Consider the following 24,113-nt stretch of genomic DNA (forward strand, 5'->3'; position numbering starts at 1 on the left):
CTTTGAGGCAACAAAATGTAGTGTCCCGCAGCAAATAGGCGCTATATCGGTGTCTAAGTCAATAGGTAAACAACAGGTCTCACACCCATGAAAAAAGATAATAACATTTGGATGGCAGCAACACTAGCTGCGGCACTGCTTTTAACAGCATGTAGCGACAGTTCTGAAAACGAAAAGAAAGAGGCGGAAGATAAAGAAGCCTCAACTTCAATATCTGATATGAAAGATGACTATACAATGGCTCAAGAACAATATTTAGAAGAATACGCTCAAAAAGAAGGCGTTACTAAAACTGAAAGCGGACTGCTCTATACAGTCCTCTCAAGCGGCGATGCAACAGGTGCTTCTCCTACAGGGTCGGATGTGGTCACTGCGCATTATGACGGCATGCTGATTGATGGCACTAAATTTGACAGCAGTTATGACCGGAATGAGCCACTTGAATTTCCTCTAGATCGTGTCATTCCTGGCTGGACTGAGGCGCTTAAATTAATGAAACCAGGGGATGTGTGGGAAGTTGTTATTCCTTCAGAACTTGGGTATGGCGATCAGGGCGCTGGAGCTTCTATACCGGGCGGCGCAACGCTAGTGTTTAAAGTAGAGTTGATCTCTTTTAAATCTGAAGAAGACATGAAACGTCAGGCGGAAGCTGCAGAAAAAGCATTTATGAAAGAGCAAGCAGATTTTCTTGAGAGCAATGCGAAGACAGACGGCGTAAAAGTGACGGAGTCAGGCCTGCAGTATAAAGTAGTAACCTCAGCCGAAGAAGGTAAAACAGTCTCCGAAGGTGAAATTGTTGTCGGTCATTTTACAATGAAAATGTTAAACGGCACAGTTCTGTCGGATAGTCGACAGGGAGGCAAGCCCATTGAATATCCAGTAGATGAAATTTTTCCTGGTTGGGCTGAAGCCGTTAAGTTGATGAAAGCTGGCGAAGCTTTCGAAGTAGCTATTCCTTCTGATCTTGCTTTTGGACCAGATGGTTTTCCACGCGGTGGTATTCCAGGGCATGCAGTAATTTTGATGGAGCTTGAGGTCGTTGGCGTTAAAACAGCTGAAGAAATTCAGGCTGAATTCCAAGCAATGATTGCCTCAGAAAAACAATTTATCACTGACTATAAAGCCAAGCATGATGATGCTGTGACAACAGAAAGCGGACTTGTGTATCGCGTTCTAGAAGCCGGAGAAGGCCCAAAGCCTGCGGCAACAAATAGTGTGCGTGTTCACTATGCAGGCAGTCTCATCGATGGATCTGAATTTGACAGCAGTTACAAGCGCGGTGAACCTGCAGAGTTTGGCGTTACTCAAGTTATTCAAGGATGGATAGAAGGTCTCCAATTGATGTCTGTGGGTGCTAAGTTTGAATTTGTTATCCCATCAGAGATTGGATACGGGGAGCGTGGCTCGGGCAGTGGCAGTATTCCGCCACATGCAACGTTGGTGTTCCAAGTAGAGTTGATTGAAATTAAATAAGCAATCCAATTTTCGAGATATTATAAAGGGGGGTCTTAGGGCCGCCCTTTTCTATTAGGTATGCTTATTCAAAAAAACAGAGAAGAGCGTAACAGCTCTCTAGCCCGTGTGTGAACAGAACGTAGAAAATCAAATCCAGACCAAGCATCAGCAACATAAAAGGGACTATAATAGTAAATAACCCGACTTTAACCGCTCCTAACGTAAAGCGGGCGGGCGGAATTTTGTATCCCATAACTGAGTGAAGTTTATTGCCTTTTTTAAACATGCAGCTAAGGTAAGCGAGATATGAGCCAATGAAAAGGGTATTTATTTGATGACCTCTCCTTTTACCATAGAGTTGATGCAAATCGGAGAACCCGGTTGGTTAGATTTATGGAAAGATTGGCCTCAGGATAAGCCTATTGCACTTCAGCAGCACCCACATTACCTGGCCGCGCTAACATCTCTTGGGGCTCATCTTGATATTGCCATCGTGAAAAAGAGAGATCAGGCTGTCGCCTTTGCGCCCCTCGCTCATAATAAATTTTATAAACTCTTTCGTGTAACAAGTTGCTTTCGAGGGCCTGTATTTCTAGGGCCTTTGACACAAGATGATAAAATTCAAGTCTACAAGGTTTTGAAAAACCTTGGAAATAAGTTGAAATGGCATTTTATGAATATTCAACCTGATGAAGAGGCCAGTAAAGAGAATATTTTCGAGCTCAAAAAGGCGGGCCTGACTCAAGTGATGACGGGGTTCTCAACAGCTTGGCTGGACATTAGGCCAGAAGACCGTCTGCTGAGAGAGGGATTGAATGGCAAGTGGCGCAACCAGCTTAAGAATGCCGAGCAAGCCGACTTTGAGATTAGCCATAGTTTTGATAAGCAAAAAAATTATCAATGGCTTCTCTCAGCCGAAGCTATGCATGCCAAATTGAAAGGATATCCAAATACACCTCGTGCTTTGATTGAACAATATGAGCTAATTGCAAAGAATTTTAGTCAGGATCAAAAACCAGCGGTTCTAAATGTTAATGCTTTTAAGCGGCGTGAGAAGCTAGCAGGAGGTCTCTTTCTCTTGCATGGACATAGTGCAACTTATCAGATTGGTTGGATCAGCGAAGAGGGGCGGAAAGTTAACGCCCTAAACCGTATCCTATGGGAAGCCATACTTCTATTAAAACTTCAGGGTATTTCCTTTTTTGACTTGGGAGGGCTGGAGACATCAAAATACGCCAACTTAGCTCGATTTAAACTAGGGACAGGGGCAATTCCAATTTCATATGCCGGATCTTTTACCTAAACTCATGTTAAGAGATTGCCAAAATAGCAATGCTCGTGTAATAGTATAACACACACAACGAATCGCTGCCTTCACTGTGAAGGGGCGATCTTTTTATATGGAGCAAGACAGCGTGACGGGTGCCTTAATTGCCATCATTATCGTAACTTTAACAGCGCCGCTCCTTGCGAAGTTGACTAAGAAGTTCGGGTATCTGAGAGCAGGGCTTGATGGCTTCGTGCTCATGTCTGTGATTGGGTTGGTTATCCTCGTTCTTGTTCCTGATGCCCTTTTCCATAAAGGGAAGTGGGCACTTGTAGTCCTCTTGGTTGGATTTTTCCTCCCAGCTGTAGCAGAGTATTTTGGACATAAATATGCTCGGTATTTTAAGGGTGACTGTCATGCAGCTCAGCGTAAAACACATAAAATTGTGCTCCTTATTTCAGCCTTTGCAATAATATTCCATGCTCTGACAGACGGTGCGATCTTGGCTTTGGCCAAATCTGATCATGCCACACCTTTCCTCAGTTTGGGAGTTGTGGCACACCGAGTTGGAGTTGCGATTACACTCTGGTGGTTGCTAGAGCCTTATATCTCAAGCCGTTCAAGTTATTTAATGCTCATCCTTTTTGCGCTTGTCACCTATCTAGGCTTTTCAATGGCGGGCTCCGTAAGTGCGGTTGTCGAGGCAGGGCTCGGGGGATATTGGCAGGCCTTTGCTGCAGGCTCTCTGTTGCATGTGGTCATGCACCCTCTACGTGAAAGAAATATTCCGCTTAAAACCATTCAAAATGCGCATCGTTTAGGGACTTGTATTGCTTTCTTTTTCTTGATTGCAAGCATTTTCTCAGCCCTGGAATTAACAACAAATCATATGCTCAGTCATCAAGTGCTGGATCCGTCTAATACGGCAGTGACACATGCAGGTATGGAGGAAAGTCTCTACATCTTAAAACAGGCGGGCTTGATTGTCGCGCCTTGGTTACTTGCCTTTATCGTTGGCCTTGCTCTTTTCCGTGTGCGATCAAAATGGTCTCTAAAGAATTTTGTCTCAGCGAGCGCAAGGGTAGCGCCCATGACCTTTTTAATATGGTTAATAAGTGCGGCATTCTACGCATTGATGGGCACTCAGATGGTTGAAGATCATCCTTTGGGCATTGGCATAAAACATGTTGAGATTTTTTATCTGTGGTTGCTTCTTGTCTTTAGTGCTTTGCTCTATCAAGGAGCGCCAAAGTTTTTCACGTCAGTCATGCCAGATTTTCTCTCCCATGATCATTCTCATTAATTAGCGCTTTTCTTCTCTTGTTAATAAGAGTAAAGCCTATTTTATGACGGATTGGACAGAACATAAAATTATTGTAACCGGTGGGTCTTCGGGCTTAGGGGCTGAGACAGTGAGTCTGGCTGCTGCAAAGGGCGCGGCTGTTCATTTTTGCGGTTTGGAGGCGGACTGTCCCATAGATTTAAAGCATAATTCATCTGTTTATCATCAATGTGATGTGAGAGATGAAAGGGCTGTGGCTGTTTTCATTGAAAGTGCAGTGGACGAAATGGGCGGCCTGACTGGAGCTGTAAATGCTGCCGCGATTAGTCATCATGCTCATAAACTTGCCGATATTAGACCAGCAATGGTGGAAGATGTTTGGCGGACCAATGTGATGGGTGTTTGGTTTGCCATGCGTCATCAAATTAAGGCCATGCTTCCTTTAGGCGGTGGAGCCATTGTCAATGTAGCTTCCATTTTATCAAACGAGCCAGCGCAGTGGATGGCAGCCTATGGGATGAGCAAATATGCTGTTGCAGGGATGAGTGAGACAGCGGCTCTGGATTATCGGGATAATGGCATCAGAATTAACGCCGTCTCACCGGGGCCTGTTCGCACACCAATGTTGGAGAGGGCCCTAGAAGATGTTGGTGGTGACCTTAGTAAATTTGCCGGTGGTTTTCCAGAAGGGGGACCTGCAGAACCTCACGTGATCGCAGACATATTTTTGCGCCTTATAGGAGACGAAAAATTTTCTGTGACAGGCGAAAACATTCTTTTAAATGGGGATGGCTCGCTGCGCAGAGAAGACATTAAAACAATAGGCTAGGACTTGGCAAAGGGCCATAGAACTGCCATAGTTTATGAGATACTTAACGGATGATCCCTTTTTGATCAGGAGCACAGCTTTATGAATATGATTAATGTCTGGTTTAGACGTATCTTTGCTGATCCGCAGATGGTTCTACTTCTGTTGGTTGTTGGGCTTATGATCATCAGTGCTTTTTTATTCGCTGAAATGCTTGCGCCTGCTATTGCAGCCCTTGTGATCGCCTTTCTTTTAGATGGAGCTGTGGAATGGTTAAAAAAACGTGGGTCGACCCATATGATGGCGGTTTCATTGGTTTTTATCTCCTTTATGCTCGGCGCGCTTGTGGTGACATTAACCATTCTGCCGCTTTTGCTTGATCAGATTGGTCAGTTCTTTAATGAAATCCCTAAGATGTTCAATTTCTTACAGCGAGAACTTTTGGCATTCTCTCAGAGTTTCCCTGACGTGGTTTCGGAAGACCAGATTAGAGGCTGGTTCGCTAAACTGGGGGATGAAGTAGCGAATTTAGGCCCGAAATTTATTGAAGTTTCTCTCTCTGGTGTCAGCAGTGCAATGACAACTGCTGTTTATGCAGTCATTATACCCGTGATGATCTTTTTCTTCCTTAAGGATAAGCAAGATATTCTTGTCTGGGGTAGTGGGTTCCTACCTCGCAACCGAGCCGTGTTAGAACAAGTTTGGTCAGAAGCTATTCAACGTGCAGGGGATTACGCTCGAGGTAAAGTATATGAGATTATCATTGTCGGAACCGTGAGTTTTGTGGTCTATCAGGCCATCGGCATTAATTATGCGACCTTGCTGGCCGTTGCGACAGGATTAAGTGTGATTATTCCTTACATTGGGGCTGCGGCAATTACGTTGCCTGTGGCTTTGGTTGCTTTTGTTCAATGGGGTACAGGCTCTGACCTTGCGATCGCAGTGGGGGCTTACTTGATTATTCAAGCTCTCGACGGGAATTTACTTGCCCCACTTCTTTTCTCTGAGGTGATGAATATTCACCCGAATGCAATCATTATTGCTATCCTTGTTTTTGGCGGAATATGGGGGCTTTGGGGGGTCTTTTTTGCGATCCCACTGGCAACTGTCGCCAATTCAATCCTTAGAGTTTGGCGAGAAAGAATGGCCACATTGCAGAGTGAAGAAGCGGCAGAATAAGTTCGTGTCTTTTGGGTCACTGCATGAGCTAAATTAACTAAAATCGGTTGTATTTTCTCACCAGTTGTATAAGTTAATGGAATAAAGATAATAAATTAATGAGATTAAAATGATACTTGAATCAAGAAGCATTATTTTTTCCGAAGAAGAGCTGGTTATCGCCCTTAAGCCTCTTCTTTCTTCGAGAGAGCTTAGTGAAGACTATGAGCCTCAAGAAATCCTGACAGGCCTTGATACAGACGGTGATGTCGTTGTGACGTATAAAGGTGAAGATGCAGGTGAAGTGATTTTTGAAAGCCAAGAGTTGGGCGCCGCAATTTTAAATCACTGTATTGAGAGCGAAATTCCTCTGCCAAGAGGATCCTATAAGGAATTAGCTCTAAGGGGGGATCATGTTGCCTTGATTGTCCGCATTGAGACAAGAGGGTCAGCACATTAGTTTGTATTTCCAATAAAAAAAAGAATAGGCTCTCACACGTTTTGAGAGCGTTTTTTATGAATTTTTAAAGGTTTCAGGACTAACGCCGCCTTCGATCATTAAGGCTTCACTTTCCTTAATAATTTTTTCATTAGCTAATTTCATGAAAGCCTCTTTTGTCAAACCAGTTGGAAAGGGATCGCCAACTTGATAAATGGCTGTGCCTGACTTATGCCAAAACCCCTTGCCCCAAAAAACTCCCGCATTTGTTGATATTGGATAAACGGGAATATCCAAATCCTTTTGAAGGTAATAGGCCCCAGATTTTAATTTTCGTTTTTCACCAACAGGCACTCTTGTTGCCTCTGGATAAACCACGAGAGCCAGATTGCTTTCCGCGACCTTTTTGCCAGCTTCGGGCATCGCTTCGTGGGCTTTTCGGGATTGTCGATCTACTTTAATGACACTCATCTTTCTGAAGATTGTGCGCATGAAGGGGAAAAAGAGCTCTTTTTTTGCCAGTGCCGTTAGGTCTCGTCGGCCTTTAAAAGCGAGAATAGGATCAAAGTTACTCTGATGTTTGCTGAGCATGATAATGGCGCCTTCGCTTGGGAGCTTATCAAGGCCTCGATATTCATAGCGAATGCCCATAAAAATACGAGCAATGATTTTCGATCCGTTGCAGAAGCCAGCGACTCCTTTTCGAGCCCATTTTTCATTGGCAACAAAACAAAATATGCCCAAGCCAGGGATCCAAATTAAAGCAAAACAATAAAAAACGATATTGAAAATAATAGAACGAATGACGTTGAGAATAGACATGCTATAATTCCTAGAGTTGAGTTCCTTCTGTCTTACTAAGGGAGTTCTTTTCCTGCAACTGCTAAATTAAGCTTTGGTCAGCTTAAGATAAGAACCTTGACATCTTTGCAGACACGCGCAACTCTACTTAAAGAATAAATGAGGTCTAGTATGAGTGAAAATCCAGAAAATCAAAATGTACGTCGTGACGACAGACAACCTGTTGTGTGGACAGCCACCCTAATCAAAGAAGATGATAGTGAGCATGCTTGTTCCATCCTTGATGTGGCTTTTGCAGGCACATTAATTGAAACGGATGCATCCCTTGATGTGAATGAAGAAATTCTTCTACGCATTGACGGTCTTGGAGAATTCGCTGGTAAGGTTAAGTGGTCAAAAGAAAACAATAAGGGGTTATTGTTGATGGCAGGTCCAGATTTACTGCTTAAAGAATTTTCAACAGCAAGTGGGTCTGAAATCTCAACCTCCCCTAAGAAATTGACGGAGTGATCAGAGGCTGATCCCTCTAAGAGAGGTTTTCTGTGATGGATTCTGCTGCGGCGGCTGCGCTGGCCCAGGCCCACTGGAAATTATAGCCACCTAGCCAGCCCGTGACGTCCACACACTCTCCGATAAAGTATAATCCAGGCTGAGTAAGGGCTGCCATTGTCTTTGAGCTTAAGGCATTGGGATCGACGCCTCCTTTCGTGACTTCAGCTGTTCGGTATCCCTCGCTACCATTGGGAGTGAGTGTCCAGTGGTGGATTATCTCTAAAAAGCCTTCTAATTTTTTATTGCTGATTTGAGTGAGAGGAATATTTTCAAGATATTTTTCTGTGAAGGCTTTAGCGAAACGCGCTGGGAAAAAATCACTCAAGAAAGTGGCTAATTGTTGCTTGGGGCGCGTTTGCCGGGCATTTATCAAAGCCTCTTTAAGCGAGCCAGAGGGGTGTAGATCGATATGAATAGGTCTTCCAAGAGACCAGAAACTTGAAATTTGTAGGATTGCAGGGCCACTGATACCCCGGTGTGTAAATAGAATATTTTCCCTGAAAGACGTCGTGCCGACTGTAACCAGGCTATCAATTGAAACGCCTGTTAATTCTTTCATGAAGGTCAAATCATCAGATGTGAACGTGAGAGGCACCAATGCAGGCTCGGTCTTGGTTACTGGTATATTGAATTGCCGTGCAACGTCGTATGCAAACCCTGTTGCACCCATTTTAGGGATAGAGAGGCCGCCAGTGGCAATGACAAGTTGGTTTGATTGAAAGCTGCGGCCTTCTTTTGTGACTAACGTATATCCTTCTTGATGCTCTATAGAATGAATTGAACAGTCTACAGCGATTTCTACGGCGGCCTCTTCGCATTCTTTGATGAGGGCTTCAACAACCGCTTTCGACCCTTGATCACAGAAAAGCTGGCCCAGTTTCTTTTCGTTATAGGTGAGACCATGTGCCGAGAGGAGGTCAATAAAATCCCATGGTGTGTACCGTTTCATCGCAGATTTCATGTAATGTGGGTTCGAAGAGATATAATTGCTGGGCCCTGCATCCATATTTGTGAAATTACATCGCCCCCCCCCGGAAATAAGGATTTTAGCACCAATTTTTTTTGTATGTTCAATTAACAAAACTTTGACGCCTTTTTTACCTAGAAGTGAAGCGCAGAGCAATCCAGCAGCCCCAGCTCCAATTATAAGACAATCATAGGGTGAATTATTTGTTGAATGATTGGTCATGCAATTGATCTCATGTTTCTGTTAATCCTTGATAAATAGCAAAAAAATGACTGTTAGTAAGTATTTTTTAACCTATTTTTCGGTATAACGCTTGTAACTTATATAAAAGCGATTAGTATAAGTCCATGTATGTGGGGAAAGCATATTTACGCAAGTAATAATTAATGAGGGTACCATGACGAATTATCTAACGTCATTAGTCAATAATAAATTTTTCACTGTTCGAAATGCGCTCTTGGTTGTGACCATTGCATTGGTGATTTTTGTATTTATGATGGCAGGCAATAGAATTGTTGACGCTAATGCGCGCAGTTCTGAAGCAGAGCAGGCAAATGAAATCAATTTAATTATTGATAAAATTTCTCAGATGAAGTTGGCAATTGGTGGATTAAGAACAAATGTTCTTTCTGCCATTGGTTACAAGGACGGCACAGGGGCTGACCTAGTAGACATTATTGAGGCAAACGGGGAATTTATCAGCGATAGTTTTCAAGATATTCTTGATGGCGTTAATTCACTTGAATTGGGGGGTAAAAGCGAATTCGTTGAGACCTACAGAAATTCTTTTAATGCTTATAAGGCTGGAATTTCTTTATCTGTCTCTTACCTAAATGATCCTGAAAGTGCCGAAGTGAGTAGAGGTAAGCTTACCCGGCAAGTTATCCGGGAAGCTGGGACAATCATTGAGAGCTTACTGGATATTCGCAGTGCGATCGAGAATGAGTATCGCCCGAGTAACCCTAAACTTGCTGCAGTTGCAGACTTGAAGCATCAGCTCTGGTATTTGATTGATTATTCTTCGCTTGAGGCTGCGCAAATCGCAAATAAAATTTCTGGTCATGAACCAATTGATTTTGACACGCTGAATACGTTAACTCGCTATGTTGGGCATATGCAGGCGTCTTGGAAATTAGCAACAGGCATTACAGCCAGTGCAGACCTTGGACCTTCTGTTACAGAGCTTGTCAGTAAAATTGAGCAAGAATTTTTCGAAGACTATACTTATGAAAAAGATGATGTGTACGGCGAAGGGGAAGAAGACCCTGAAGCTGAAGAGCAGGCAATCGAATATTCTGTCACACCGGATGACTGGAAGCAGTCTTATTCGACTGCTACACAATCAATGAATGCGATGAATAGTGCTGCGACCACTCTGGCCGAAGAATTAAATATGGCAGCCTTGTCTGATGCTAATGGCGATGTGGTGAATGCAACTGTTCTGATGGTGGTTGCTCTTCTTTTAGCTGCCTTTGCGATTTGGGTCGTCTTCAGTCGGGTGGTTAATCCAATTAATGCACTCTCTGATACTATGATTGTTCTGGCAGATGGTAATCTAGAAGTTGAGATCCCAAATGCCGATCGTGTAGATGAAGTCGGTAGTATGGCTCGCTCCGTTGAAACTTTTAAAGAAAATGCTTTAGAGCGCCGTCGCATGGAAACAGAACAACGCGAACGTGAAGAAGCAGAACGGGTTGCTGAAGCAGAACGTAAAGAAGATCAACGTCGCAGAGATGAAGAACAACGTGTTGCAGATGAACGTCGTGAACAAGAAGAACGGGAAAATCGCCGTGATGAAATGCTCAAGCTAGCGGATCAGTTTGAAGCATCTGTCATGGGCGTAGTGTCAGCTGTTGGTGAAAGCGCCAGTGGCATGGAAAGTGCTGCCCGGGGTCTCACTGGGATTGCAGATAACACTTCTCAGCAATCTGGCAACGTGGCTGATGCTGCACAACAAGCATCAAATAACGCAAATATGGTGGCAAGTGCTGCTGAAGAGTTGTCAGCCTCTGTTCGTGAAATCACAGGCCAAACGACGCAGTCTAGTGTGAAAGCCCGCGATGCTGTGACTCGGACAGAAAATGCAGGCCATGATATTGCACAATTGGTTGATGCAGCTCAGAAGATTGGAGATGTTGTCAAACTGATTAATGATATTGCTGAGCAGACCAACTTGTTGGCGCTTAATGCAACAATCGAGGCAGCACGTGCTGGGGATGCTGGTAAAGGCTTTGCCGTTGTTGCCAGTGAGGTGAAATCACTTGCGAATCAAACTGCCAGTGCCACACAAGAAATTAGCGAGCAAGTTGCAGGCATGCAAGAAGCAACAAATCTTGCTGTGAAAGCCATGGACGAGATCAAGACAATTATTAGTGATATCGACAGTACGGCAGTTTCTATTGCCACTGCTGTTGAAGAGCAAGATGCTTCTACTCAGGAAATCGCTCGTAATGTCGCAGAAGTATCTGCTGGGACAGAAGAAGTGACCTCTAATATTACGAATGTTAGTATGGGAGCGAATATGACGGGAACTGAAGCAACTACAGTTCTTGAATCTGCTCAAGCGCTTTCTTCACAGGCTGCTGATCTTAGAACGGAAGTTGAAAGTTTCCTTACAACGATCCGATCATAAGAGACATAATAAGCTGGATAAAGGGCTGCTCTTTTGGGCAGCCCTTTTTTTTTGGGATACGTATTTTCGCCTTAATGTTCCTTGAAATATACAGTAGTGTAAATTTTAATAGGCCCTTCTTAAGCAGACTTTATACAAGGACGATCCGTGGCGAATAAAAAAAATACGAAAGGATCTAGCGCATCTGGTTCTAAGAAAACACCAGCTGAGAAAAGAACCCCGAAAAAGGCTTCTCCTAAAAAAAAGGCTGCTCCTAAAAAAAAGGCAGCTCCTAAAAAAGCAGGCGTAATCTATAAAAAAGCGCCTGCGAAGAAAAAGGTGAAGAGAAACAAGAAGGCATCCTCTAAATCTAGCCTGAGTCACTCACCTCAATCGAGTATAACTCAAGACGGTAAGTCTAAAAAATCAATCTTGAAGAAGCTCTTTTATTACGCAGCTGTTGCGGGTGTTTGGGGGGTTATTGCGGTAATTTTTTTAATCGCTTTTCTCGCACGTGAAATTCCAGATCTTGATAATCCGCCAGCGCCTGGTGCTGAGACGCCGACTGTCATTGTAAAGGCGCGAAATGGCTATACTCTTGTCCGCTCAGGCCCTATTTACGGAGACTGGCTTGCTTTTGACCAAATCCCCGAAATCATGGTGAAAAGTTTAATGGCCACAGAAGATAAGAATTTTTTCAAACATTCTGGCATCGATGGTATGGGGCTTATGAGGGCCATTTATGTGAATTTGTCAGCAGGCGGCGTCAGAGCCGGCGGCAGTACAATTACCCAGCAGTTGGCTAAAAATCTTTTTTTGACGGAGCGTCGAACCTTAACTCGTAAAGCCCAGGAGCTATTGCTGACTTTCTGGTTAGAGCAGAAATTCACTAAGAAGCAAATCATGACTCTTTACCTTAACAGGGTGTATTTTGGTGGTGGGACATATGGACTTGATGCTGCTTCGCGTAAATATTTCGGACATGAGGGCGCGAGTTTATCTGTTACTGAAGCGGCAATGCTTACAGGATTGTTGAAAGCCCCAAGTCGCTATGCGCCTCATATCAATCCTGAGGGCGCTTGGAAAAGAGCACAGGTTGTTCTCCTTCGTATGGCAAAGGAAGGCGTGATTACCAATGAGGCTCGCCGTAGTCTCGCTGAAACACCGCCTATAACACTGAAAAATCAACAAGGGTTGGAAGCTCGATATTTCTCAGACTGGGTAACGAAAGAAGCCAGAAAGGTTGTGAATGTTGCTGGCAAGTCTATTATTATTCACACGACGTTGGACCCAGGCAGTCAACGTGCTGCTGCGGAAAGTCTTAAGAAGGGGCTGAAGCGAGAGGGCGAAAAATATGCTGTAAGTGAAGGAGCGTTACTTTCTCTTGATCATGATGGTGCTGTGAGGGCGATGATCGGAGGCTCGGGATATGGACGGACTCAGTATAATAGAGCTGTACAAGCCAAAAGACAGCCAGGCTCTGCCTTTAAAGTATTCCCCTATATTGCTGCTCTAGAACAAGGGGTGAAACCCACAGACACCTATATTGACGAACCGATTGATATTGATGGTTATAAACCGATGAATTATAGTAAAAAATATTTCGGGGCACTCACTGTCAAACAAGCATTTATCGGGTCCACCAATACTGTTGCTGTAAAGTTGGCAGAAAAAGTCGGCCGTGAAAATGTTGTAGAAGTTGCCAAACGACTAGGGATTAAAACGACTGTTCTGCCGCATGCGAGCCTACCCCTTGGAACAGAAGAAGTAAGACTGCTAGATCTGGCAGCTGCTTATGCGTCCTTAGCAAATGGCGGTTATAGTGTTCATCCATATGCCATTCTTGAAGTCAATACGTTGGAAGGTGAAATAATTTACCGACATGAGGTCCAACCTCAATTGCCCGTGTTGACACACCCCATTGTTCGTCAAATGACGACTATGTTGTCTGCTGTTCTGACGGAAGGCACAGGAAAGAATGCGCGTATTGATCGTCCTGCAGCAGGGAAGACGGGGACAAGTCAAGACAGTCGAGACGCTGTCTTTGCAGGATTTACAAGTGACATGACAACCGTTGTTTGGGTTGGTAATGATAATGGGAGCCCGATGAAACTCGTGACAGGAGGGGGATTGCCTGCTCGCGTCTGGAAAGACTATAATATTATGGCCCATGCAGGCAGTCCCGTTAGGCCTCTTCTCGCAGATGCAGGCTATTTGGATGATCAAAATAAAGGTCGGGACCAGAGGAAAAAAAAGAAGAAGTCTTTCTTTAAGCGGCTCTTTAATTAAAATTGAAAAGCTTGGAGGACAGCAGCTTGGTCTTTTAGTGCGCGTCTTAATGTTTTATAGTCGGGGCAAAAGTCTTCGACGAGGGCCCAAAAAGATGTACTGTGATCCATATGCACTCTGTGGGCTAACTCATGTACAACCACATAATCAAGTAAGGTTTGGTCTGCCATGATCAGCCTGAAATTAAACCGAAGATCCCCCTTCACGGAGCAACTTCCCCATCTGGTTTTCGTATCGCTTATGCTCACAGATCGGTATGATAAATTCATAACAGAAGCGTAATAAAGCAGGCTTTCCTCAATATTCTTGCGTGCTTCTTGGATGAGCCAACGTTTTACTCGACTCCCAATAAGAGTCCTATCCTCTGACGGGACATAGAGAATCTGACCCTCCCGACTGCAGCCTCTGCGACGTGACGGGTCTTCTTTAATGATAATTTCTTCGCCCTGAAAGGGAAAGGATTTATTCGATGTGATTTCTGCAAGGGGAACACTGTTGTGAAATTCTTCAATGATCCAATTTTTATGCTCATGTATAAAAGCTTGTGCTTTTCTAAGGGGGAGTTTAGGCGGGATGGTTACTTTCACCTCGCCTCCAGCTTTGCTGATACGAAGTTTGATTTTACGAGCCCTTGCGTGGCGGATGACCTTTATGGGGATCAAGAGGTCTTTGTGGATGATATCTAATGTTTCTGCCATGGATTGATCGCTATGTTTTTTGATGGTCTTGAAGAGGCCATTCAACAAGATGGTCTTCAAAATCACCAGCCACTCTTTCATCGACCACGCGTCCAATGACACTCATGCCGGCTTCTTTGACGCTATGGTGAGACCCTGAAATCAGAGGATGCCACTCATAAAGTGATTTCCCTTCAGCTAGTAATCGATAGGCACAGGTGTTGGGCAACCACTTAAAACTATCAATTTTATCTCGAGTGAGGACGGCACAGTTGGCTACAAATCTTTTCCGGTTCGCATAATTGCTGCACAAAGCCGTTTCTAAGTTTAAAAGACGACAAGCGACATTTGTCACATGGACAGTCCCTGTTTCTTCATCTTCCATTTTATGAAGACAGCATTTACCGCATCCATCACAAAGAGATTCCCATTCATCATTGGTCATCTCTTCTAGGGTTTTCTCCTCCCAATATGACGGCGTGCTTGTCATTTATTGTTGAACCAGTTGGGTCAAGGTCGTTGCGATTTGCTGCGGCGTATCAATTGCAGTGAATAATTTTAGAAAGGAACCCTCTTTATTCATCAGGATGATATAATTACTATGGTTCACAAGATAATCATTATTGCCAGTACCGCCTGTTTTTGTGAAGTAGATTTTATATTGGGGTGCAACTTTTTGAATGGTCTCCAAATCGCTCGTCAATCCAATAAAGTTGGGGTGAAAACCGGGCATGAAGTTGGCGAGTTCAGCAACCGTATCTCGCTCAGGATCTACTGTTATGAAGAGAGGTTGGATAGCAGATGTGTCAACATTCTTTTCTTCCATCATCTTTAGTGCGGCGGTCATTTTTTGCAATTCTATAGGACAAACATCTGGGCAAAAGCTATACCCAAAATAAATGAACTGAAATTTTCCCTTGAAGTCCGTATTTTTGACGGTCACTCCTGTATGGGCAGTCAGGGTGTATGAGCCACCAATCGAATCGCCACTGGAAAGGATTTGCCGCCCACTGTCTTTCTTTTGAGAGAAGACCTGGCCGAGAAGGATTGCTGTGACAAGAATAACGATTGACCAAAGAATATACCGGAGGACTTTCATATTTTTTACTGACCTTTCATTTAACCTTTGCCTATCTAGACAGGGTGCTTATATACTGTAGGCTAGTGTCATGTCATTAGTTTTATGACCCATCAACCGATTGTTATATAGAGCAAGAGTAAATCCATGAAACAGTTTTTAACACCATTCCTATTATTGATTTTTATCACGTCTCCCTCTGTGGCAATGCAAAGTAAACAATATGATTTACTCAAGGCGATTGAAGATAAGAACGTAACCGAAGTAAAGAAGCTTTTGAAGGAAGGGGTGTCTCCTAATACACGGACATATAGTGAAGGCATTCCGGCACTTATTGTTGCCGCCCGTTCTGGTCACGCAGAAATATTGGAATTACTCTTGAAAAATGGCGCGCGCCCTGACATTGCGACACGAGATAGACGAGAAACGGCTTTAATGATTAGATCGTTCTCGCGTAATTCGAGGCTTGTTAAAATACTGTTGGATAATAAAGCCGATCCGGACCGTGTTGATCGATCCAATGAAACGGCCCTAATTAAGGCAGCACGGGCTCGGCAATTTAAAAATGTTCAGCTTCTTATCGAGGCAGGTGCTGATCCTACAATTCAAGACTTAACTGGCAAATCTGCTCTTGATTATGCTGTGATCAATAGGTCAAGAAGGATTGTAAGCCTACTAGAAAAAGCTGGCGCATAAGCCTTCTTTAAATGGGTTAAGGAAGAGCCGTTCCTTGCATTAAGGTAAGCCCACAGGTCCTCCCAAAGGAGATTGCTTTCTGAGAATCACAGCCTGCTAAAATGACTTTTACTTTATCAATTGAATTTAAGGCCCAAGTCAGCCGAGCGATCAGTGCCTCATCGTCGAGGGTGACTTCGTCCGCTTCAGTCAGTTGAATCTTATAAAATTCTACGTCAAACTGACTTAAATTTAGCCAGTCTATGGCCTGAGGGGTTATCCCAGCGAGGCATGTTCGATACCCGTCCGTATGAAGCGTTTTCATCGCTTGCCTAAACATGTCAGGGTTTTGGATGGCATCTGAAAGATCAAATTCCAAAACAAGCTTGCTCTTTTGCAAACTTCGTACATGCTGACTAAACTCTTTAAACATATCGCTTTGCAGGACATCTAGCGAGAGGGTCAAGCTGGATATGATCCCTTTTTCATTAGAGAGATTTGGCTTGTTTTTTAACAGCTGACTTTCTAGCTTTGCCATTAGATATCGGCTTAAAAAACGATCAGGCGTTGCTTCTAATGAAGGCATCAAGCGCTGAATAGCTTGTGTAAAATTCACTGTATGATTTATCATGACAGTCACAGCTTTTTTCCCAGGTAGCGAGGCATAGACTTTTTGTTTCTGCATTAAGCCTTCTAGATCCGTCACTTGAATCGTTTGAACCAATTGATGAAGGCGTTCAGGGTCTAGAGGCGTGTCTTTTGCCCGGGCACTTGGGGCTTGCACGGGCACCATTTTTAAGCCGGAAGACATGCTTTTCGTCTCTGGCTGTGCTGTTGGTTTGAGAGGCTTTCGCTTGGTTTGCTCTGCTAGAGTTTCTATAGCTGAGGGCAAGAGCAACTTTCCTGCAATCAACCCCTTCATTTCTGACAGAAAAAGAGCATAGTCATCGGCCAAATCATACCAAACTGTAAATAGATCGCTCTGTCCCTGAATAGGGTCCAATCCTTGAATGACCTGAGAGTCTTTCATGAGCATCCGTAAGGAATGAATAGAGGTATCGATACTTTCACTCGGAGCATCTTTCAGAATGAGCAGGCCGTCTTTGTTGGGCAGTAAAAAATACCGGCCTTCATAAGTTTGCGTTAAGCCTTTGCACGCTTTCGCCATTTGTTGGCGGTAATGACTTTCATGAAACTGTTTTTCAAGTGCCGAGAGGCGCAACAAAATAGCCTGGCGACCTTCGGTATGGCGCTTTAGTTGATTGAGATAATCTAATGTTTCTTGTATCATTGGCATTGTTGTTATCCATACTCCCACATGTCAATGAGATCAATTAAACCGCCGCTGTCTTAAAAAACGCCACCATGCTTCTTCATTAATGGCATAGACTGGCGTGAAATGGCGGATCTTTGTATGAGGTAACACTTCATTGACTTGGTTATCAAGGATATAATCTAGACCCTCTATTTTTACAGCTAAGACAGCATGTTCTACACGTGAATTGTTATCTTGCCCGACGAGAAGGCGCATATTGCCAGCTTCTAACCCTATTCTTTTAAGGGTGACATATTTACTAATTGCATAGTCTTCACAGTCTCCGTCTTTAAAGAAAAACTCTGTGGGGGTCGCCCAATAATCTGGCACGCCCCAATTTCTTGGGTCGACGATATAGGGTGTGTTATTCATGAAGAGATTAACCGCATCAAGGACCTCTTTTTTTGATCCCCCAGCTTTTATTGCTGTAATCTGGTTCGCGATCAGAGTGTTCCACTCATTTTTTCTACAAGCCACTCGATTAAAGCGTGAACAGTCAGTTTGTCCTTTTTTCTCTGCAAGAGTGCGACCATTAAAACTGTTAGGGAGGCGAATTGTATTGCGCCCCTTTACTGTCGACTTCGTTTTAGCGACGCGAATTTGCTCTTGTGCTGGGACATTTTGACGCTCAAGAACATTAAGCCATTTTTTAAAGCCCCCCATTTTTGTATAGCGAAGTTCTCTATAACCAAATAGTCCTGTTGCCTTAGGTTGATCTGATGAAGGCCGAAAGAAGGATGTTCCTTTTGCTTGCTCAGTTTTGCTCTTGTCTTGGCTATGGGCTAAAAAAGGTGCGCACAGCGTATAAAGGATAACTGCAAAGAGGATGCCTGCTTTAGGAAGAGACGTATGGGACAATTTTAGCATAGTCATCTAGATGGAAACCTCTTTACGGATCTTAAAACAAAACTCAAGTCAGTCCTTCATTGATTAGCACGATAATATGTACCATAAAAGAAAGATGATACAATTGTATGCAAAATGTGATCCATAAGGGGACATCAAATGTCTGAACAATCAAAAGCAATATCAAATCCCATAGGTGGACTGAGGGGTGTGTTTATATCTTTATGCCTAGCTTTAGTTGTTGGATTTTATTTTATCTTCTCTTTTGCTAACAGTCAGCGAGATCAAGATATTGATGCATGGTATGATCGTTTAGATTTGGTTGCTGAATCTAGAAGTGTTGTTCTCTCAGCTTGGCTTAATCGCCATTTAAAAGAGGTTGAGGAAATCTCGCGAAATGCGACATTGGGTCTTTATGCGGGTGAAATTGCCATGGCAGGGGAGAGCGAGCAACGGGGATATACTTTTAATTTTCTTAATGCGGCCGCCGCGAGGTCTGGGTTTCACGAGAAAACACCACTCGACCAAATTGCGGCGAATATAAATAGACCGAGACGAGCAGGACTCGGGATCTTCAAGGCCGATGCTTCAGCTTTATTGCAGACATCTGGCATGCCCATGATTGAAGCTGAGGATTGGAACGCTGCTGCGATACAGTCCTTTATATCGGTTCGTGTGATTAATAAATCTCCTGTTCTGATTATAGGGGCTCCTATAAAAGTGATTGATGGAATGGATAGTGGCGGCTCTCCTTTGTGGTTAATCGGCGCGCGGCACTTAGGAGAAGACTTCTTTTCTTTATTAGAGCAGCCAGGTGACTTTAGCCAGACCGCAGAAAGTTACCTGGTGGTTGCAGGCAATACAGATCGACAAATTCGTCCTCTAACCCCTTTAAAGGATGGTGGCCGTATTGGCGATAATTATGATGATAGGGCGGCGGCTTTTGCCTTGAAAAGACCCGGCGCTAGAGGGCAGTTTCCGAATTACGCCGAGAAAGATGTTCTAGTGACAGGACGCGAGCTTTCAGCACCTGTAGATTGGATTTTAGTCAGGTCCATTACGGCTGAGGAAGCATTGGCTGACATTAATAGTAGGCGCAATGGACTCATCATAACTCTATCGCTCGCCGTATTTGCTCTCTTAGTAGTGCTTGTAATGGTGTGGCGCCACGGCGTTTCTTCACGCTTGGAACAGGCATATGGAGCTCAGCGCTTATTAACAGCGGAAAATGAAAAGCTCAGCCATTTCTTGCAACGGGTGAGCGACAGCCAGCCTGCAGCGGTCGCAGCCATCGATGAAGATAAAAAGATAACTTTTGCCAATGAAAAGTTGGGAGATCTTGTTGACTTGCCTGCTTCAGACCTTGTCGGCAGGCGCTTTGAAACAGCTTTTAAAGCTGAGGAGGCCGCATTCTTTGAAACTTCATTAATGCAGGCAATGCGAGGGAAGGCTCAGTCTCAAGTTGTGGATCTTTCAACTGCAGAAAGCATCATGAATATGCAAGTGGATACATTGCCTCTCTCAAGGGATGAAAGTGATGATCAACAAGCTTTGTTGGTTTTACAAGACATTACTGATCTGGTTACGGCGCAGAAGACTGCTGAGCAAAATTTGCAACAATTGGTAAAAACCCTCACACAAATTATTGATGCTCGTGACCCGTGGAGCCAATATCATTCAGCACGAGTGGCAGAGGTGGCTCCCGTGATTATGGCAGAGATGGGTTTTGATGAGCGCGCCGCAGAAACTGTAAGGACAGCAGGACAGTTGATGAATCTTGGTAAGATTTTTGTTCCTCCGGAAATTCTCACTAAAACCACACCTCTGGACGATTCAGAATTGGCATTGGTTCGTGAAAGTATGGATAAAGGGGCTGATCTACTGAGAGGATTAGAGTTTGGTGGCCCTGTCGAAGCTACTCTGCGCCAAGTCAGAGAGCATTGGGATGGCTCGGGTGCCCCTGAAGGGCTATCTGAGGATGGGATTTTGACAGAAGCTCGGGTCTTGGCTGTTGCCAATGCTTTTGTGGGCATGGTTTCATCGCGTGCACATCGAGACGGATTTAGTTTCGATAAAGCCTTGGATTTCTTATTGGAAGATTCTGGGAAGAAATATCAGCGCCGGGTTGTAGCGGCGCTTCAAAATGTCATTGAAAATAAAGGCGGACGGCAAGAGTGGCACCATTATGGGGATCGTGTAAAAGATTTATAGGATCTGCAGAATTGGATTTGACTCGTTAGGATGCTGCAGCTGTTTTTTCGCGCATGCGCGCGACTATGGCCTGTCCTTTTTCTCCGCCATCCCCAGAAATACGGTGCTCAATAATGAGATTGAAAACCTTGCAATAGTCAGCCAGTAAATTCGCATCGGCATCCGATTTTGTCTTTAATTCTTTGATGTATTTACAGCAATCCGCACCGATCTCTGTTAAGAGATTGTATCCAAAGGTCATGCCCATGCCCTTTAGATTATGGGCGACACCATAAAAGCCTTCGACTTGATCCTCTGGCACGGATTCAGCCTTCATAATCGCTTCAGTATGAGATTTTAAATCTGCTGCAGATCCATCTAAATAATCTAGAAACTGCTGCAGCATTTCATCGTCGAATTCCATAAATACCCTTTAAGCGTTTAATATGTTGACTATTTTAGCTCTGGTTTTACGAGTTGCAAGTCTTCTATTTGAAAATCGTATCTTTGTCTCTGCTTTGACTTGCAAAAAGAAAGATTTTCGCTCATAACCATGATTAATATTCAGGGGGAGTTCCCTTTGAAAAGGTTGATATATAGGGAATAGGAGCTATTCGTGAAAGCATCTGAAATTACTAACCTTCAAGGCTATTTAAGATCTAGCCTTAGCAATAATCTCATTAAAGTAATGAAACGCCCCAATGCAAGCGATTCTGTAGAAGTGATGATCGGCGACGAATTTGTCGGTGTTATCTATAGAGATGATGATGAGGACGAAGTATCATATCAATTCCACATGACAATCCTAGAAGAAGATTTACCCGGTTAGTAGTTAAAGAGGTTTAAATGAGTGCTCAAAATCAAGCCGAGAATATTATAAAGAATGATGATCTTTCCGCCTATTGGATGCCCTTTACTCCCAATAAAGCTTTTAAAGATAATCCCCGTCTCATTGATCGCGCTGAAGGCCTTTATTACTATACGACAGATGGTCGAAAAATATTAGATGGCTTTGCAGGACTGTGGTGTTCCAACCTTGGCCATGGTCACCCTAAAATTACAGAAGCAATTCAAGATCAAGCAGCTAAACTTGATTATGTAACAGGGTTCAATTTTGCACATCCACAAGCCTTTGAACTAGCCCACATTATCCAAGAGCAATTTCCGGGGCAGCTCAATCATGTATTTTTTACCAATTCCGGATCAGAAGCCGTTGATACAGCGTTGAAAGTCGCGCTTGCATATCACCGTACCAATGGCGAGGCAAGCCGTACTCGGTTGATCGGGCGCGTGGGGGGATATCATGGTGTTGGGTTCGGCGGAATTTCTGTGGGTGGGATGGTAAACAATAGAAAAATGTTTGGATCGCTTCTCTCTGGTGTTGATCACATGCCATTTCCTTATGATGCGTCAAAGGATGCGTTTTCAAAAGGGGAAGCAACTTCTGACCCACTCGTCTATTTAAAGCCTTTTGAAGAGATGATAGCCTTACATGATGAAAGCACAATTGCTGCCGTGATCGTAGAGCCTATGATTGGTTCAAACGGTGTCTTCTTACCGCCAAAAGGGTATTTGCAAGCGCTGCGTGCGATCACTAAAAAACATGGTATTTTGTTGATATTTGATGAAGTCATCACTGCTTTTGGACGCCTTGGTCAGGCGAATGGCGCCTCCTATTTTGGTGTTGAGCCGGACATGTGTACTTTTGCTAAAGGTGTGAATAACGGCGCAGTCCCAATGGGAGGAGTTGTTGTTTCATCAGATATTTATTCTTGTTTTATGGAAAAAAGCGCCCCAGGCATTGAACTTTTTCATGGTTATACCTACTCTTCCCATCCCCTTGCAACAGCTGCGGGTCTTGCAGCACAAGCGGTCTATAAAGAGGAGGCTGTTTATGATCAAGTCAGTGCCCGAAGCCCTTTCTTTGAAGAGGCAATTCACAGTCTCAAGGGGGAACCTTATGTTGAGGATATTCGCAATATGGGTTTTGCTGCTGGGATTACGATTGAAAGGCGTGGAGACGCTGTAGGAGCTCGTGCTTTTGATGTTTTCATGAAATGCTACGAGCTGGGGGTTATGGTTCGCTCAAACGGCGACAATTTAGCTTTATCCCCCATATTAACCAGTGATGAAACGGTGCTTGAAACGCTAGTTGAAACTGTTCGTAAAGCATTGCGGACTGTCGCCTAGATATAGGCAGTGAGGTGCTTAAGCTCTCATTGGCTGAGGTTCTCTTTTATTACCGACCGATCGGTTGGTTTAGAAATTTCGCAGCAATGCATTCATAGTGATCTTAATAGATATCAAGAAGGTGTTCTGATTCAGTTGATATTTTACCGAATGTTTGGTAGGGTATTTTCCAGGCGATAGAGTCAGCTGATTTGTAGGGGAATAGTGAGAATTTTTTCAGCTATTCGTAATAGGTATTCGAAGAATGAAGAAACAAAGATTGTCTAAAACTGGACTGGCGAGAGTGCTTTTTCCTTTCTTTCAACAATATGGCTATGAAGCGGCATCTCTCTCAATGCTTTCTAAAGCCTGCGGATTATCCAAAGCGAGTTTATATTATCATTTCCCAAAAGGAAAAATTGATATGGCTCATTATGTAATGGCGTATGCCGGGCGCCAGATGCAGCAAATGATTTTAGCGCCGCTTAATAATCAGAGTTTAAGTGGTGAAGATGCTATTTCTCAGTCCCTGGAAGGTGTCATGGCCTATTATGATGGGGACACACCTACTTGTTTGATGAATAGTTTGATGGTTGGGAAAGGGGCTAGCCTTTTTGGAGAGCAAGTGAAACAAGCCATAGACAACTGGACAGAAGCTTTGGCAAACGCGCTTGTACGCAAAGGGATAGCACCTGAAAAGAGCGTGACTCAAAGCAGACAAATCATTGAGACAATCCAAGGTGCTCTTATTGTTAATCGGTTGCACCAGGGCCGGGGTTATTTTGACACCAGTCTCAAGTCTTTAGAAAAAACCATGCTCAAATGAGAGAAGTTTTGCCGGGTGTGATTGAAATTAGAAATTTAGATGCTATATGACAGACATGACAGATGGAAAACTTCAGGAAAAGTTTTCGATGCAAAATGATTGGACCCATGATGTTTATTGAAACAGAGTTAACGCCGAACCCAGAAACACAAAAATTTTTACCAGGTCAAGCTGTCCTGCCAACAGGCTCTATGACTTTTGAAACAGACGAAGAAGCGGCTGTGTCTCCTCTCGCGACTGCCTTGCTCGCAGTTGAAGGTGTTAAATCTATTTTTCTTGGAGCAGATTTTATTGCGGTCACTAAGGAAGAGGCTGAAGATTGGATTGATTTAAAACCTCTTGTCCTCTCTTCTATTATGCAGTTTTTTACGACAGGACAGCCCGTAATCGAGGGCTCAATCGAAGTCGCAGGTGGGATGGAAGATAATCCTGAAGATGCTGAAATCATTTTGCAAATTAAAGATTTATTGGATCAAAAAATTCGACCAGCAGTTGCGCAGGACGGTGGGGATATTCTCTATCATGGGTTTCAGGAAGGGGTCGTTTATCTCAAAATGCAGGGCGCCTGCTCTGGATGTCCCAGTGCAACGATTACATTAAAGCAGGGCGTTGAAAATCTTTTGAAGTATTACATCCCGGAAATTGTGGATGTTCAAGCCATATAAAGCTGAGATATCGAGGAAAAGATTAAGCGGCATATGCCGCTTT

Annotated in this window: 23 protein-coding genes; 15 read left to right on the plus strand and 8 right to left on the minus strand. The window is 43.8% G+C overall.

Annotated features, from left to right (window positions below):
* Positions 1-87 precede the first annotated feature (87 nt).
* The 6 genes from bamJ to QGN29_RS07055 all read left to right on the plus strand — a co-directional run bounded on the left by bamJ (position 88) and on the right by QGN29_RS07055 (position 6,430).
* The gene (gene bamJ / locus QGN29_RS07025; protein WP_375164660.1) at positions 88-1,473 is read left to right on the plus strand and encodes a BamJ family beta-barrel-assembly machinery protein; all 1,386 of its coding nucleotides are present in this window, start codon (positions 88-90) and stop codon (positions 1,471-1,473) included.
* A 316-nt stretch (positions 1,474-1,789) separates the two neighbouring features.
* On the plus strand, positions 1,790-2,758 hold the full coding sequence (locus QGN29_RS07035) for a GNAT family N-acetyltransferase (RefSeq protein WP_310799989.1): 969 nt from the start codon (positions 1,790-1,792) through the stop codon (positions 2,756-2,758).
* Between the two features lie 97 nt (positions 2,759-2,855).
* Complete coding sequence (locus QGN29_RS07040; protein ID WP_310799990.1) at positions 2,856-4,025, plus strand: ZIP family metal transporter; 1,170 nt, start codon at positions 2,856-2,858, stop codon at positions 4,023-4,025.
* Positions 4,026-4,068: 43 nt separating this feature from the next.
* On the plus strand, positions 4,069-4,833 hold the full coding sequence (locus QGN29_RS07045) for an SDR family NAD(P)-dependent oxidoreductase (protein ID WP_310799991.1): 765 nt from the start codon (positions 4,069-4,071) through the stop codon (positions 4,831-4,833).
* An 81-nt stretch (positions 4,834-4,914) separates the two neighbouring features.
* On the plus strand, positions 4,915-5,991 hold the full coding sequence (locus QGN29_RS07050; protein ID WP_310799992.1) for an AI-2E family transporter: 1,077 nt from the start codon (positions 4,915-4,917) through the stop codon (positions 5,989-5,991).
* Positions 5,992-6,100: 109 nt separating this feature from the next.
* Entirely contained in the window at positions 6,101-6,430 is a 330-nt protein-coding gene (locus QGN29_RS07055) for a hypothetical protein (protein WP_310799993.1), read from the plus strand.
* Positions 6,431-6,484: 54 nt separating this feature from the next.
* On the opposite strand, the gene QGN29_RS07060 is transcribed toward QGN29_RS07055, so the two are convergent.
* A complete protein-coding gene (locus QGN29_RS07060) occupies positions 6,485-7,231 on the minus strand; it encodes a lysophospholipid acyltransferase family protein (RefSeq protein ID WP_310799994.1) in 747 nt (248 codons plus the stop codon).
* A 150-nt stretch (positions 7,232-7,381) separates the two neighbouring features.
* Between QGN29_RS07060 and QGN29_RS07065 the strand changes: the two genes are divergently transcribed.
* On the plus strand, positions 7,382-7,720 hold the full coding sequence (locus tag QGN29_RS07065) for a PilZ domain-containing protein (protein ID WP_310799995.1): 339 nt from the start codon (positions 7,382-7,384) through the stop codon (positions 7,718-7,720).
* A gap of 16 nt (positions 7,721-7,736) precedes the next feature.
* Here the strand turns inward: QGN29_RS07065 and QGN29_RS07070 are convergent, their stop codons facing one another.
* A complete protein-coding gene (locus tag QGN29_RS07070) occupies positions 7,737-8,951 on the minus strand; it encodes a BaiN/RdsA family NAD(P)/FAD-dependent oxidoreductase (RefSeq protein ID WP_310799996.1) in 1,215 nt (404 codons plus the stop codon).
* A 175-nt stretch (positions 8,952-9,126) separates the two neighbouring features.
* Between QGN29_RS07070 and QGN29_RS07075 the strand changes: the two genes are divergently transcribed.
* Together QGN29_RS07075 and QGN29_RS07080 are read left to right on the plus strand one after the other, a co-directional pair.
* Positions 9,127-11,361, plus strand: coding sequence for a methyl-accepting chemotaxis protein (locus QGN29_RS07075; protein WP_310799997.1), 2,235 nt, complete (start codon positions 9,127-9,129; stop codon positions 11,359-11,361).
* Positions 11,362-11,508: 147 nt separating this feature from the next.
* Positions 11,509-13,629, plus strand: coding sequence for a transglycosylase domain-containing protein (locus QGN29_RS07080; protein WP_310799998.1), 2,121 nt, complete (start codon positions 11,509-11,511; stop codon positions 13,627-13,629).
* Here QGN29_RS07080 and QGN29_RS07085 read toward each other — a convergent pair.
* Genes QGN29_RS07085 through QGN29_RS07095 form a run of 3 tightly spaced genes read right to left on the minus strand, consistent with a single transcriptional unit; the run spans position 13,626 to position 15,405 of the window.
* A complete protein-coding gene (locus QGN29_RS07085) occupies positions 13,626-14,393 on the minus strand; it encodes a M48 family metallopeptidase (protein ID WP_310799999.1) in 768 nt (255 codons plus the stop codon). The genes QGN29_RS07080 and QGN29_RS07085 overlap by 4 nt on opposite strands.
* A complete protein-coding gene (locus QGN29_RS07090; RefSeq protein ID WP_310800000.1) occupies positions 14,338-14,796 on the minus strand; it encodes a YcgN family cysteine cluster protein in 459 nt (152 codons plus the stop codon). The genes QGN29_RS07085 and QGN29_RS07090 overlap by 56 nt, the downstream gene beginning before the upstream one ends.
* Positions 14,797-15,405, minus strand: a complete 609-nt coding sequence (locus QGN29_RS07095; protein WP_310800001.1) for an SCO family protein — start codon at positions 15,403-15,405, stop codon at positions 14,797-14,799.
* 126 nt (positions 15,406-15,531) lie between these two features.
* On the opposite strand from QGN29_RS07095, the gene QGN29_RS07100 reads away from it, so the two are divergent.
* Entirely contained in the window at positions 15,532-16,080 is a 549-nt protein-coding gene (locus QGN29_RS07100; RefSeq protein ID WP_310800002.1) for an ankyrin repeat domain-containing protein, read from the plus strand.
* A gap of 16 nt (positions 16,081-16,096) precedes the next feature.
* Here QGN29_RS07100 and QGN29_RS07105 read toward each other — a convergent pair whose 3' ends face one another.
* Both QGN29_RS07105 and QGN29_RS07110 read right to left on the minus strand, forming a co-directional pair.
* The gene (locus QGN29_RS07105; RefSeq protein ID WP_310800003.1) at positions 16,097-17,356 is read right to left on the minus strand and encodes an EAL domain-containing protein; all 1,260 of its coding nucleotides are present in this window, start codon (positions 17,354-17,356) and stop codon (positions 16,097-16,099) included.
* A 33-nt stretch (positions 17,357-17,389) separates the two neighbouring features.
* Positions 17,390-18,247 carry a transglutaminase-like cysteine peptidase gene (locus tag QGN29_RS07110; protein ID WP_310800004.1) on the minus strand — a complete coding sequence of 286 codons (858 nt, stop codon included), beginning with the start codon at positions 18,245-18,247 and terminating at the stop codon, positions 17,390-17,392.
* A gap of 132 nt (positions 18,248-18,379) precedes the next feature.
* Between QGN29_RS07110 and QGN29_RS07115 the strand changes: the two genes are divergently transcribed.
* Positions 18,380-20,431, plus strand: a complete 2,052-nt coding sequence (locus tag QGN29_RS07115; protein ID WP_310800005.1) for an HD-GYP domain-containing protein — start codon at positions 18,380-18,382, stop codon at positions 20,429-20,431.
* 25 nt (positions 20,432-20,456) lie between these two features.
* Here QGN29_RS07115 and QGN29_RS07120 read toward each other — a convergent pair whose 3' ends face one another.
* Positions 20,457-20,834, minus strand: a complete 378-nt coding sequence (locus tag QGN29_RS07120; protein WP_310800006.1) for a hypothetical protein — start codon at positions 20,832-20,834, stop codon at positions 20,457-20,459.
* Between the two features lie 192 nt (positions 20,835-21,026).
* Here QGN29_RS07120 and QGN29_RS07125 point away from each other — a divergent pair, with 192 nt between their 5' ends.
* From QGN29_RS07125 to QGN29_RS07140, 4 genes are all read left to right on the plus strand, one after another.
* Complete coding sequence (locus QGN29_RS07125; protein WP_310800007.1) at positions 21,027-21,239, plus strand: DUF3126 family protein; 213 nt, start codon at positions 21,027-21,029, stop codon at positions 21,237-21,239.
* A 17-nt stretch (positions 21,240-21,256) separates the two neighbouring features.
* A complete protein-coding gene (gene aptA / locus QGN29_RS07130) occupies positions 21,257-22,600 on the plus strand; it encodes an omega-aminotransferase AptA (RefSeq protein WP_310800008.1) in 1,344 nt (447 codons plus the stop codon).
* A gap of 244 nt (positions 22,601-22,844) precedes the next feature.
* The gene (locus tag QGN29_RS07135; RefSeq protein ID WP_310800009.1) at positions 22,845-23,405 is read left to right on the plus strand and encodes a TetR/AcrR family transcriptional regulator; all 561 of its coding nucleotides are present in this window, start codon (positions 22,845-22,847) and stop codon (positions 23,403-23,405) included.
* A gap of 110 nt (positions 23,406-23,515) precedes the next feature.
* Positions 23,516-24,070, plus strand: coding sequence for a NifU family protein (locus tag QGN29_RS07140; RefSeq protein WP_375164692.1), 555 nt, complete (start codon positions 23,516-23,518; stop codon positions 24,068-24,070).
* Positions 24,071-24,113: the final 43 nt, after the last annotated feature.

This window comes from Temperatibacter marinus (genome assembly GCF_031598375.1).
Lineage (GTDB): Bacteria > Pseudomonadota > Alphaproteobacteria > Sphingomonadales > Kordiimonadaceae > Temperatibacter > Temperatibacter marinus.